The 12,423-nt window shown below is 64.1% G+C and carries 12 protein-coding genes; 7 read left to right on the forward strand and 5 right to left on the reverse strand.

Annotated features, from left to right (window positions below; genetic code table 11):
* Positions 1 to 46: 46 nt before the first annotated feature.
* Positions 47 to 1,189 (reverse strand): phosphoserine transaminase, encoded by a 1,143-nt coding sequence (locus TQ29_RS01110; protein ID WP_054537690.1) that lies wholly within the window; start codon positions 1,187 to 1,189, stop codon positions 47 to 49.
* 156 nt (positions 1,190 to 1,345) lie between these two features.
* On the opposite strand from TQ29_RS01110, the gene serB reads away from it, so the two are divergent.
* The 3 genes from serB (at position 1,346) to rlmN (ending at position 4,190) form a co-directional block, all read left to right on the forward strand.
* A complete protein-coding gene (gene serB / locus TQ29_RS01115; RefSeq protein ID WP_054537691.1) occupies positions 1,346 to 2,224 on the forward strand; it encodes a phosphoserine phosphatase SerB in 879 nt (292 codons plus the stop codon).
* Positions 2,225 to 2,414: 190 nt separating this feature from the next.
* Positions 2,415 to 2,948 (forward strand): invasion associated locus B family protein, encoded by a 534-nt coding sequence (locus tag TQ29_RS01120; RefSeq protein WP_054537692.1) that lies wholly within the window; start codon positions 2,415 to 2,417, stop codon positions 2,946 to 2,948.
* A 72-nt stretch (positions 2,949 to 3,020) separates the two neighbouring features.
* Positions 3,021 to 4,190: a 23S rRNA (adenine(2503)-C(2))-methyltransferase RlmN gene (gene rlmN / locus TQ29_RS01125; protein WP_054537693.1), complete on the forward strand. Its 1,170-nt coding sequence runs from the start codon at positions 3,021 to 3,023 to the stop codon at positions 4,188 to 4,190.
* A gap of 86 nt (positions 4,191 to 4,276) precedes the next feature.
* On the opposite strand, the gene TQ29_RS01130 is transcribed toward rlmN, so the two are convergent.
* On the reverse strand, positions 4,277 to 5,089 hold the full coding sequence (locus TQ29_RS01130) for an LOG family protein (protein WP_037203532.1): 813 nt from the start codon (positions 5,087 to 5,089) through the stop codon (positions 4,277 to 4,279).
* 86 nt (positions 5,090 to 5,175) lie between these two features.
* On the opposite strand from TQ29_RS01130, the gene dapD reads away from it, so the two are divergent.
* The 3 genes from dapD to TQ29_RS01145 are packed head-to-tail and all read left to right on the forward strand — an operon-like array spanning position 5,176 to position 7,168.
* Positions 5,176 to 6,003: a 2,3,4,5-tetrahydropyridine-2,6-dicarboxylate N-succinyltransferase gene (gene dapD, locus TQ29_RS01135; RefSeq protein WP_037203531.1), complete on the forward strand. Its 828-nt coding sequence runs from the start codon at positions 5,176 to 5,178 to the stop codon at positions 6,001 to 6,003.
* A gap of 60 nt (positions 6,004 to 6,063) precedes the next feature.
* A complete protein-coding gene (locus tag TQ29_RS01140) occupies positions 6,064 to 6,768 on the forward strand; it encodes a DUF421 domain-containing protein (RefSeq protein ID WP_054537694.1) in 705 nt (234 codons plus the stop codon).
* 58 nt (positions 6,769 to 6,826) lie between these two features.
* Positions 6,827 to 7,168, forward strand: coding sequence for a hypothetical protein (locus TQ29_RS01145; RefSeq protein ID WP_052071142.1), 342 nt, complete (start codon positions 6,827 to 6,829; stop codon positions 7,166 to 7,168).
* On the opposite strand, the gene TQ29_RS01150 is transcribed toward TQ29_RS01145, so the two are convergent.
* From TQ29_RS01150 to TQ29_RS01160, 3 genes are read right to left on the reverse strand one after another with little or no spacing between them, the layout of a single operon-like run.
* Positions 7,165 to 8,217 carry a transporter substrate-binding domain-containing protein gene (locus TQ29_RS01150; RefSeq protein WP_054540270.1) on the reverse strand — a complete coding sequence of 351 codons (1,053 nt, stop codon included), beginning with the start codon at positions 8,215 to 8,217 and terminating at the stop codon, positions 7,165 to 7,167. The genes TQ29_RS01145 and TQ29_RS01150 overlap by 4 nt on opposite strands.
* Positions 8,218 to 8,268: 51 nt before the next feature.
* The gene (locus TQ29_RS01155; protein WP_054537695.1) at positions 8,269 to 9,366 is read right to left on the reverse strand and encodes a Hint domain-containing protein; all 1,098 of its coding nucleotides are present in this window, start codon (positions 9,364 to 9,366) and stop codon (positions 8,269 to 8,271) included.
* Complete coding sequence (locus TQ29_RS01160) at positions 9,363 to 10,961, reverse strand: Hint domain-containing protein (RefSeq protein ID WP_054537696.1); 1,599 nt, start codon at positions 10,959 to 10,961, stop codon at positions 9,363 to 9,365. The genes TQ29_RS01155 and TQ29_RS01160 overlap by 4 nt, the downstream gene beginning before the upstream one ends.
* 281 nt (positions 10,962 to 11,242) lie before the next feature.
* Here TQ29_RS01160 and dapE point away from each other — a divergent pair, with 281 nt between their 5' ends.
* Positions 11,243 to 12,382, forward strand: coding sequence for a succinyl-diaminopimelate desuccinylase (gene dapE / locus TQ29_RS01165; RefSeq protein ID WP_054537697.1), 1,140 nt, complete (start codon positions 11,243 to 11,245; stop codon positions 12,380 to 12,382).
* The last annotated feature ends 41 nt before the right edge of the window (positions 12,383 to 12,423 follow it).

A 12,423-nucleotide genomic window follows, 5' to 3' on the forward strand; every position in this document is an offset into this window, starting at 1 on the left:
CCTTTTCGCGGCGAGGAGGGGCCGAAAGGGAGCGATGAGCATGTTGTTACTGTGCGGCGATCTCGGCGTTGAACGCCCAGTCGAGCCACGGCATGAGCGCCGCGACATCCGATGTTTCCACCGTGCCGCCGCACCAGATGCGCAGACCGGCGGGCGCGTCGCGGTAGGCGCCGATATCCAGCGCCACACCTTCGGCCTCCAGCCGTTTGGCGACGGCTTTGGCGAAGGCCGCGCCATCGGCGATGCGATCATCGGCGAACTTGACGCAGACCGAGGTGTTCGAGCGGATCGCCGGATCGGCGGCCAGGAACTCGATCCACCCGCGGCTTTCCACGAAATCGGCGATCACGGCGGTATTGGCGTCGGCGCGGGCGATCAGGCCCTGCAGCCCGCCCACGGATTTCGCCCAGTCGAGCGCCACGAGATAATCCTCGACCGCCAGCATCGACGGCGTGTTGATCGTTTCACCCACGAAGATGCCTTCGATCAGCTTGCCGCCCTTGGTCATGCGGAAAATCTTGGGCAGAGGCCAGGCGGGGGTATAGCTTTCCAGCCGCGCCACCGCGCGCGGGCTCAGCACCAGCATGCCGTGCGCCGCTTCGCCGCCCAGAACCTTCTGCCAGCTGAAGGTGGCCACATCCAGCTTGTCCCAGGGCAGATCCATCGCGAAGGCCGCAGATGTCGCATCGCAGATCGTCAGCCCGTCGCGGTCGGCGGGAATGAAATCACCGTTGGGAACACGCACGCCCGAGGTGGTGCCGTTCCAGGTGAAAACCACGTCCTTGTCGAAATCGACGCCGGCGAGATCGACAATCTCGCCATATTCGGCGGTTTTCACGGTGGCGTCGAGTTTCAGCTGCTTGACCACATCGGTGACCCAGCCGGCACCGAAGCTTTCCCAGGCCAGCATTTCCACCGGGCGCTGGCCCAGCAGCGACCACATCGCCATTTCCATCGCGCCGGTATCCGATGCGGGCACGATGCCGATGCGGTAGTCGGCCGGGATGCCCAGCACTTCGCGCGTCGTTTCGATGGCGGCCTTCAGCTTGGCCTTGCCCACGGCGGCGCGGTGCGAGCGGCCAAGGGGCGCGTCGGCAAGCTTGTCGAGGGTAAAGGTGGGATTCTTGGCGCAGGGCCCGGAAGAGAAGCGCGGATTTGCCGGGCGCGCGGCCGGGGTTTCGATAACCATTGATGGTATCCTTACAGATATATGCCCCTCGTTGGGGAGGGGTGTCCCGCGGATGCAGATACGTCCGTCGGGCCACTGGCGCAAGAGGGAAAGCTGCGCTATTGCGCCGCCTGAGCGCTGAAAAGCGACATGCCTGTTCACTATCGGAAACTGCCCATGTTCATCGCCACCCTTGTGACCAATCCCGAAACCGGCAATCTGGAGCCTGCAACGGCAGAGGCGCTGCGCGGCGCCTGGGGCGGCGGCGCGTTGAAATGGCTTGCTCCGGGCATCGCCGCCGAATTCGCGCTGCCCTCGCGGCCCGGCAACCTGTGGGCCGTGTGGGACGATCTGCAGAAGCTGGGCGTCGATCTTGTGGTGCAACCGGCTCAGGGGCGGCGCAAGGCGATGCTGATCGCCGATATGGACAGCACCATGATCCGGCAGGAATGTATCGACGAACTGGCCGCCGTTGCCGGTATCGGCCCGCGTGTGGCCGAGATCACCGCCCGCGCGATGAATGGCGAGCTTGATTTCGAAGGCGCGCTGAAAGAGCGGGTCGGGCTTTTGCAGGGGCTCGACGCGGGCGTGATAGACACCGTTCTGAACACGCGCATCACCTATACGCCCGGCGGCGCGGAGCTGGTGGCGACGATGAAGGCGAATGGCGGCTATGCGGTTCTGGTCTCGGGCGGGTTCACCGCCTTTGCCGCCCGTGTGGCAAAGACGCTGGGCTTTGACGAGAACCGCGCCAACACCCTGTTGATCGAAGACGGAAAGCTGACCGGGCGTGTTGCCGAACCGATTCTGGGCCGCGATGCGAAAGTGGCCGCGCTGCGGGAGATCTCGGCGCGTATCGGCATCACGGCGGCGGATGTGATGGCCGTGGGCGATGGCGCCAACGATCTGGGCATGCTGGGGCTGGCGGGGGTGGGCGTGGCGCTGCATGCCAAGCCGTCGGTCGCCGCGCAATGCGATGTGCGGATCAATTTCGGTGATCTGACCGCGCTGCTGTATGTGCAGGGCTATAGCCGCGATGCGTTCGTGGCACCTTAGGTGCTGACAATCAGGCCGGCCCCCCTGATTCACGGCTGCGCGATTTTCTGCCGGGGGGGCTTTAATAAACCGGCGGTTTTACGTTACTCTGCGCATATCGGGTAGACTATCGGCGCGCCACTCGAAAAGGTCCGGGCAACGGCGGGATTGGCGGGCGCAGAGGCAAGGGCAGCTGGAGGCTGTATACGACATGACATTCAGGGCGAAATTCGGGGTTGTCGCGGCGGCGATGGCATTTGCGGCACTTGGGGCGCAGGCGCAGGAATCCACCAACCGTGTGGCGGTGATGACCGATTGGAACGTATTCGCCGAGCCGGCGGCGGCGCCGGTGGATTGCTGGGGCGTGGCGGTGCCCAAGGAAACGGTCAACACCGATGCGAACGGCCGCATCAAGGCGGTGCGGCGCGGTGACATCCTGTTGTTCGTGACTTACCGGCCCAAGGACAAGGTGCTGGGGCAGGTCTCGTTCCTGGGCGGGTATCCGTTCGCGCCGGAGTCTTTCGTGACCGTCGAGATCGGCGACAAGAAATTCGAGATGTTTACCGATGGCGAATATGCCTTCGCCCTGCCCGAGGATGACACGCGGATTCTCGATGCATTGAAGAACGGGGTGGATGCGGTTGTAACGGGCCGGTCGTCGCGTGGCACGATCACCAAGGATACCTTCTCGCTTCTCGGGTTCACGGCGGCTTCGGAAGCGGCGCAGAAATACTGTGGCGGATGATCCGCGCAAGGTTGTTTAACTGAGCGGCCGAATCCTGTATGAAGCGCGACTTGATCGACGGAGACGCGCGCCATGACCATCACACAGGATGTCGTAACCATCCCCCGCAAGCAGCCCGAGGGCGGCAAGGTGAACCTTGTCGGCCTGACGCGCGATCAGTTGCGCGATGCGCTGATCGAGGCCGGCACGCCGGAGAAACAGGCGAAAATGCGGGCCGGGCAGGTCTGGCAGTGGATCTATCAAAAGGGCGTGCGCGAGTTCGATGTGATGACGAACCTCGCCAAGGACTATCGCGCCACGCTGGCCGAACGCTTCGTGATCGAGCTGCCCGAGGTCGTATCGCGGCACGTCTCCTCCGATGGCACGCGGAAATATCTGGTGCGCATCGCCGGCGGGCATGAGGTCGAAACCGTTTACATCCCCGAGGAAGGGCGCGGCACGCTATGTGTCTCGTCTCAGGTGGGGTGCACGCTGACCTGTTCGTTCTGCCACACCGGCACCCAGAAGCTGGTGCGCAACCTGACCGCCGGAGAGATCGTCGGCCAGATCATGCTGGCGCGCGACGATCTGGGCGAATGGCCGGAAATCGGCCGCGCTCCGAAGGACGAGACCCGGCTGTTGTCGAACATCGTGCTGATGGGCATGGGCGAGCCGCTGTACAATTTCACCTCCGTGCGTGATGCGATGAAGATCGCGATGGACCCCGAGGGGATTTCGCTGAGCCGGCGCCGGATCACCCTGTCGACCTCCGGTGTGGTGCCGGAGATTGCACGCACCGCCGAAGAGATCGGCTGTTTGCTGGCGGTCTCGTTCCACGCCACCACCGACGAGGTGCGCGACAAGCTCGTGCCGATCAACAAGAAGTGGAACATCGCCGCATTGCTCGACGCGCTGCGGGCCTATCCGAAACTCTCGAACTCCGAGCGGATCACGTTTGAGTATGTGATGCTGAAGGGCGTGAACGACAGCGACGCCGATGCGCGGCGGCTGGTGAAGCTGATCGAAGGCATCCCGGCGAAGATCAACCTGATTCCCTTCAACGAATGGCCCGGTGCGCCCTATCAGCGGTCGGACGAGGCGCGGATTCGCGCCTTTGCGGATATCATCTACAAGGCCGGCTATGCCTCGCCCATTCGCACGCCGCGCGGCGAAGATATCATGGCCGCCTGCGGACAGCTGAAATCGGCCACTGAACGCGCCCGCAAAAGCCGGGCGGAAATTCAGGCCGAGGCCGGGCTTTAAGCCACTCTCTACCCCGCCGCGGCAGGGTAGAGCATGTTGTCACCCCCAAGCTGCGCCGCTCGGTGCCTGTTACGTTGCTGCGGCCTTCAGTGCTTCCAGGCCTCGATGATCTCGACAGCCTCTTCCGCCGTCTCGACATAGCGGAACAGGTTCAGATCTTCTTCGGAAATCGTGCCGGCCTCGGCCAAGGCCTCGAAATTGATGACCTTCTCCCAGAAGGCGCGCCCGAACAGCAGAAAGGGCACAGGCTTCATCCGTTTGGTCTGGATCAGGGTCAGCGCCTCGAACATTTCGTCCATTGTACCGAAGCCGCCGGGGAACATCGTCACCGCATTGGCGCGCATCAGGAAATGCATCTTGCGAATGCCGAAATAGTGGAAATTGAAGCAAAGATCCGGCGTGACATAGGCGTTCGGCTGCTGTTCGCGCGGCAGAACGATGTTCAGGCCGATCGACACGCCGCCCGCATCGGCCGCACCACGGTTGCCGGCCTCCATCACGCCGGGGCCGCCGCCGGTGACGATCACATTCTCGCGCCCGCCGTTTTTCTGGCTTGTCAGGGTGATCAGCCGGGCAAATTCGCGCGCCTGGGCGTAATATTTCGACAGCTCGGCCAGAGCCTGAGTGCGGGCAGTGTCTTTGCGGGCCGGTTCGGGAATGCGCGCGCCGCCGAACAGAACGACAGTGCTGTCGATCCCGTATTCCTGCATCAGGAGTTCGGGCTTCATCAGCTCGAGCTGCAGCCGCACCGGCCGCAATTCGTCGCGGCACAGAAAATCGTCATCAGTAAAGGCGAGGCGATAGGCGGGCGCCCGCGTCTGCGGCGTATCGGGGATTTCGCGCGCGGTTTCGACATCCTGATGCGCATCCGGAAAAACCCGTTCGCCTTCGTCTTTCATCGCCGTCTCCCGTTGCATTGCGCCCTCGTCCCGCAGCGTTTATAGGCTCAGGCGCAACGAGACCAGTCACGTTTTGGAGGAACCCGATGTCCAACGCCCAGCTTGAAGCCGCGATCGAAGCCGCCTGGGACGCCCGCGACCAGATCACGCCGGCCACCACCGGTACGGCGCGCGAGGCGATCGAGGATACGCTGAACGCGCTGGACAGCGGCACGCTGCGCGTGGCCGAAAAGCAGGCGGATGGCACGTGGCATGTGAACCAGTGGGCCAAAAAGGCCGTGCTTCTGGGCTTCCGTCTGAAAGACATGGAACAGCAGGACGGCGGCCCGCAGGGCGGCGCCTGGTGGGACAAGGTGGACAGCAAGTTCAAGGGTTGGGGCGACAACCAGTGGAAGGCCGCCGGGTTTCGCGCGGTGCCCAACTGCATCGTCCGCAAGTCGGCCTTCATCGCGCCGGGCGTGGTGCTGATGCCCTCTTTCGTGAACCTGGGCGCCTATGTGGACGAAGGCACGATGGTGGATACCTGGGCCACGGTCGGATCCTGCGCGCAGATCGGCAAGGGCGTGCATCTGTCGGGCGGCGTCGGCATCGGCGGCGTGCTGGAGCCGATGCAGGCCGGTCCCACGATCATCGAGGACAACTGTTTCATCGGTGCCCGCTCCGAGGTGGTCGAGGGCGTGATCGTGCGCGAGGGTTCGGTGCTGGGCATGGGCGTGTTCATCGGCCAGTCGACCAAGATCGTGGACCGCGAGACAGGCGAAGTGATGTATGGCGAGGTGCCGCCCTATTCGGTGGTCGTGGCGGGCTCCATGCCGTCGAAGAACGGTGTGAACCTCTATTGCGCGGTGATCGTGAAACGGGTGGATGAAAAGACCCGCTCGAAGACCGGTATCAACGAACTGCTGCGGGATTGATGCGGCGGGGAACCTGAGTGGCCTTTCGCGCATTGAAAGGCGCCACTCGGGAGTCCCGCCATGCAAGATCCGATCGTACCATTCGATCTCGCCCGGATGTTTCTGGGCGATGCGCCGCCTTTGTTTTTCCTCGAAATCCTGTGCCGGACGCTCATCGTCTATTTCTACACCCTGATCCTGCTGCGCTGGATCGGCGGGCGGAGCGTGGCCCAGCTTTCGATGGTGGAGTTCCTGCTGGTCATCGCGCTTGGCTCTGCGGTGGGGGATGCGCCCTTCTATCCGGATGTGCCGTTGCTTCATGCGCTGGCCGTCATCACGGTCGTCGTTCTGATCAACAAGATCATTGACCAGGCGATCATCCGTTTCACGCCGGCCAAGCAGCTTCTTGACGGTGGGCCGGTGCAGATCGTTCAGTCTGGCCGTGTCCTGCATCGCGAAACCGGCCGCTTCGACATGGGCGCGGCCGAGGTGTTCTCGGTTCTGCGGCGCGAGGGTGTGCGCAACCTGGGCGAGGTCGAGGCTGCCTATTTCGAACCCGGCGGCCGGCTCAGCATCTTTCGGTATGATCAGCCGCACCCCGGCCTTCGGATCGTTCCGCCGCTGGAACTGTCACCGCCCGCACGGCTGCCCCGCCCTCGGGCCGCCGAACGTGTGTGCTGCATGAATTGCGGGGCGGTCTGCGCGGGGCCGGAGCTGCCCGGCGATCTGCATTGCCCCTATTGCGAACACGATATCTGGTGTGACCCGAAACCGCCACGCAGCTAGGGGGTTGCGAAGATTGCGCGGGGATGCGAACGGAACGCCAAAGCAAGGAGCGATCGCAATGGAAAAGCCCAAACGCCCTCAGCAGGTCTATACCCTTGTGGTGCAGCTCGGCCGCAAGGAGGGTGACGGCCTGCCCAAGGGCGCGACCGGCGCGGCGCTGATGTGCTTTGCCTCGGGCGTGGACGAGGCGGAGGCGGTGCGCGAAACCGTGGCGGTGCTGAAACAGGCCGATCTCGCCCCGCTGGACGTCACCGGCTATGGTACCGCCGAGGAGCGCCGGGCGCAGGGCCACACGCTTGACCCGGATGAAGAGGCGCTGATGGCTCGCGCGCTTGCGGAAAACGCGGTGATCGTGGCGCAGATGACGCCGTTCTTTGATGGCGAGCAGTCGGCGGATTAGTCGAGCGCGCCGAAATACTTGCGATGCAGCCGGTCATAGGCGCCGTCTTCACGAAGTTTCAGAAGGCTGCGGTTGATCGGCTCCAGCAGCGGGCTGCCGGAGGGCAGGGCAAAGCCGTAGCTTTCGCGCCGGAAGGCCGAGCCGACCAACTGCGCCTTGTCGCGCCCGTCATGCGACGCGTAATAGGCCAGGATCGGCGCGTCGAACACGACAGCTTCGGCGCTGCCATCCTCGAACGCGGCGAGAAGCGTCTGCAGATCGGGGTATTCGCGGAAATCGAGCTGGCGTTCCTCGAGGAACCCGGCCGAGGTCGAACCGCCGATGGTTGCCACCTCGCGGCCGTACAGATCGTTGACCGAATTCACCGAACCCTGAATCGCGTCCACCGTCAGAACAGCGGTGATCTTCGCCACGAAGATCGAGACGATGAACAGGCTCGACACCACCAGGATCACTCCGAAAATCCGCCCGAAAAAGGTGCGCGGCACCCGTTCTTCGAAGCCGCCGTTGACCACGAGGTTCAGCGCCCACCAGAAAGAGGGGAACATGGCCTCGCTCGCGCTCTTGTCGAAATAGGGCTGCGCGCCGCGTTCCAGCCGCCACATCAGCATGCCGCCGCCGAACAGCATCAGAAAGGCGATGCCGGCCGCGAACAGAAGATCGCGTGACAAGAGCGCGCTCCAGATCACGCTTGTCTCGGCGCCTTTGGGCACCATGATCTGCAGCCCGCTCTGGAAGATCGCGTGGCTGAAATCCAGCACCTGTTCGCGCTCTGCGGTGATCGAGATATTGGCCACCGCGATATCGGCCTCCATGCGTTCGACCATGCCCAGCATTTCGGGGAAACTGTTCAGGCGCACGACCCGGAAGTCCTGGCCGATCTCCTTTGCCACCGCGCGCCACAGCTCTATGCTGAACCCCGACTGGGTGTCTTGATCCCGGGTTGAGAAGGGCGGGCGTTCGACGGTGGCGACCGTCAGGGTCTGCGCCGAGGCAAGGCCTGCCGCCAGTTGAAAGAGCACGGCCAGCACGGCCATCGTTCTGAGCATCAAGTGCATTCCAATAGTCTGTTCATCCGATGGATGGCCCGGCGGGCCGGATCACCGGTTCAGCAACGCCGCGCGCAGCGTCACCGCCTCATAGTCGCGCAGCGCGGGATAGGCCAGTTTCTTGTGCCGCGGAAGCTGTTCCGGCGCTACGTTACCCAGAACCGTTGTCGCCAGAACGTCCGGCATGTCACGCAAATGTCCAACAAACAGGCTTTCCAGCCCGGCACCGGCCACATCCAGAAGCTCGTGCCGGTCCAGCAGGACCTGATGATAGCGGATGGTGGGTCCGGCCGGTTCGGCCGCCGCGAAGGCGCTGTTGAGCAGTTCATGCGCCTCGACCAGCACGGCTTCCTCGCCGAACAGATATTCCACCTCTGATCCGCGCAGGGCCAGCCGCTGTTCGGGCGCCACGACCACATCGCGCAGCAACCCGAAATAGGGCGCATGCAGCCGGATCGGGCGGAAACGGCCGCGCGCGGGCACTTCCCGGGCGCCCACCCAGCACACTGTTTTCTCATGACCGTCCGTTGTCAGAACCGTATCGCCGGGGCACAGGTCTTCGACCGGCCGATAGCCGCGCGGCGTGCGCAGGGGGGTGCCCGCGGCAAAGCTGGGGCTGATCCCCACCGGCTCCAGCCGGTCCGAAAGGCTGACGCAGCGCAGGGCGGGCGCGAAAGACACATCATCGCCGCGCGCGTTCAGCCGCGCGATGTCGGAATGCAACAGCGGCAGCGGATCGGCGAAATCCTTTTGCACCAGCGTTCCCAGCGCGACGTTTTCCACCGACAGCAGCCCGCGGCGGGCGGCGGTATCCCAGGACACCGTCAGCCGGACCACACCTTCAAGCTGGGCGCTGTCGGTGTTCAGAACGACCTGAAGCCGCGCGCGTCCAAGGCGGCGCCCGAACACCACCGTGCCGTTCGCGCCGAGCTGGACGGAGACATGGCTTTTGATGCCGGCGCGGCGGTGCAGAACGAACAGCGATTGTTCCTTGCGGCGGTCCCGGCCCAGGCTGGCCTCGATGTAGAGCGAGCCCTTTGCCAGAACGTCGCCGGCGGCGCGGCGCGGCGCGGGTCTTTCACGCGGCGCGCGCGGGGGGGCGGCGCTCTCCGGCGCCTGTCCGGGGTCTTCCACCGCGATCCAGGTCATGCGGCCAGCCCCAGATCCAGCAGAACCCGCGCTTCGTAGGCACGCAGGGTGCGCCGGGCGGCGGGGCTGTATCCGGCACCGGTTTCAGGGTCTATCTCGGGGAAAATCGCACAGATTTCCTGCACGATCTCGCGCTCGAAAGACATCACGGTCTGCGATCCCGGAAGGAAGCTTTCGGTGGCGAGCCCCTCCGAATAGATGATCTGATGCCGGTCGAACAGCAGGTGGACATAATCCACGATCCCGCCTTCCTGGACGCGGACGGTCGCGTCGTTGACGAGGTTCTTGGCGGCCACCAGAACCTCGCTCTCGCCGAACAGAAGCTCGGCCAGGCTGTCGCGGACCAGCACCCGGTGCTGTGGCGAGACAAGCAGGGCATCGTGCCGGCCGAAGGTTTGCGCCTGAATGCGGATCGGCGCCATCGGCCCCACCGCCGCCACACGCCGCCGGCCGGCCCAGCGGATCGGCTGATACCCGTCATCCGCCGTCAGAACCATGTCGCCGGGCACCAGATCCTCTACCGGCACATCGCCCTCTTGGGTGCGGATCAGCGTGCCCGCCACGAAACAGGGCACGGAATCGACGGTGACGAACCCGGTATCCGACACGCCAAGACCGTTTTCGGCGGTGTAGGTGAAGGACACTTTCTCGATGTCGGAATCGGCCTGAACGTCGAACGTGCCATCCGCGTTCAGCGTGACGACCTGCCCGGTGTTCAGCGCGACACTGTCGCCGGCGGCGACGGGAACCCCGTTGATATGAGTGATGGTCAGGCCGGAGCCGCTGGAATCGGTGTCGTTGGCCAGAACATCCAGTGTCTTGGAACCGTCGGGGTTGAGCGAGAGCGTATCGGTATTGGCGATGACAGCCGTCTGGACGCTGTCGCCCGCGATCAGAAGGTTGGAATCATAGCTGGAATCGCCCACGTCGGCGATGCCGATCCGGATCGAATTCACCTGCCCGGGGTTCACCTTCATGGTCAGGGTCATCGTCACCGTGAACCCGTCCATCTCGGTGTTGTAGGCGTCGTTCGTGTTATCGTTGTAGAGGTTGACGTTGTTGGTGTCGTTGATGCCGCCGACGCTTGTGTCGCCTCCGCCAACCTCCAGCGGGACGGCCTGACCGTTCACCCAGACCACCACGGCGTCGTTGTAGATCGTGTTGGTGTATTCGGGGTACTCCTCCGAACTGAAAACGAACTGCATGGTCATCGTGTCGCCGGTCGGAACGAAATCGACATCCAGGATGGCCGCGTCATAGGTGCTGCTGCCCACGGCGGCGTTGAACGCGGCGTCATTGTTCACGCCCGAAGTGTTGGTTGACGTGTTGGTGCTGTTGTTCGCCTGGCTCTGGCTCCACCAGCCGCCGCCGCTGCTGTTGGTAAAGCTGTCGGCCCGTCCGGTGGAGAGGATAACGCCGGAATCCCCCGGCGTGACGCCGGGCGAGATCGTATCACCATCGGAAAAGGTGCCCGACGAGCGCGCATCGCCCGTATAGCTGGCCGAGACAACGGTGACGCCCTCGCCGAAAATCTCATCCGCCATCTGGGCGGCGCTGGCGTTCAGGTTGTAGGTCAGTTCCGATGCTGCGACCACGCCACTCTCCTGCCTTCAGTCGACAGGGCGGACAGCAACGCGGACCTGTTCGCACAGATCCGGCAGCACTTTAGTTCCGCTCGATCGGGCCGCTTTTTTATCTGGCCCGTAACCCTGCCTCTGGGTTTCATTATTGAATGTGAGACTGCCCGATTTTCGCCGTCTTGTTAACTCATTGATTCCATGTTGTTCCGTCGTTCAGCGAAAATGTTTCCCTGTTGCAACATTGCACCGTCGCGCGCGCCGGTTTATCGGTGGCCCGACCCTGTAAGGAGCCGAGCTTGACCGATCCCGTCGCATTGACCGCCGCGCTGATCCGCTGCCCCTCTGTCACGCCGCTGGAAGGCGGGGCGCTGCAGCTTTTGCAGGATCGCCTCGGCGCCGCCGGGTTTACCTGTGTCCGGGTCGATCGGGGCGGGGTGCCGAACCTGTTTGCCCGCTGGGGGGCGAAAGGCCACGCGCGCACCTTCGGCTTCAACGGCCATACGGATGTGGTGCCGGTGGGCGATGCCTCGGCGTGGAGCGTGGACCCGTTCGGTGCGGAACAGAAAGACGGGTTTCTGTGGGGCCGGGGGGCGACCGACATGAAATCGGGCGTTGCCGCCTTTGCCGCCGCCGCCATCGATTATGTCAGCGAAACCCCGCCCGATGGTGCCATCATCCTGGCCATCACCGGCGATGAGGAGGGCGACGCGCAGGACGGCACCGTGGCGCTTCTGGACTGGATGAAGGCGCAGGGCGAGCAGATGAGCGCCTGCCTGGTGGGCGAACCGACCTGCCCCGAGCGGATGGGCGAGATGATGAAGATCGGCCGTCGCGGCTCTATGACCGCGTTTTTCACCGTGAAGGGCGTGCAGGGCCATTCCGCCTATCCCGACCGCGCCCTGAACCCGCTGCCGGCGATGGCGCGGCTGATGGCCCGGCTGGCGGCCCACACGCTGGACGAAGGCACCGAGCATTTCGATGCCTCCACCCTGGCGATCACCACGATCGACACCGGAAACCCCGCCACCAACGTCATCCCGGCCGAATGCCGGGCGACGGTGAACATCCGCTTCAACGATGCCCACAGCTCCGCCAGCCTGATCGCCTGGCTCCAGGAAGAGGCGGCGCGGGTGGCCGAGAGCTCGGGCGCGAAAATCACCATGACGACCAAAGTTTCGGGCGAAAGCTTTCTGACCCCGCCCGGCGCGTTCTCAGAGCTTGTTTCCGCCGCTGTGCGCACCGAAACGAATGTAACCCCGGTGCTGTCCACCTCTGGCGGCACCTCGGACGCGCGGTTCGTGAAGGACCATTGCCCGGTGGTCGAATTCGGGCTGGTGGGCAAGACGATGCACCAGGTCGACGAGCGGGTGGAGATCGCGCATATCGAGGCGTTGAAGCGGATCTACAGCCGCATCCTGAGCGACTATTTTGCCTGAGGGGCGCCGCGTTTTGCGCATGACGGGGGCGTTGGTAAATG

It is taken from the genome of Actibacterium sp. EMB200-NS6 (assembly GCF_001305615.1).
GTDB lineage: Bacteria > Pseudomonadota > Alphaproteobacteria > Rhodobacterales > Rhodobacteraceae > Actibacterium_A > Actibacterium_A naphthalenivorans.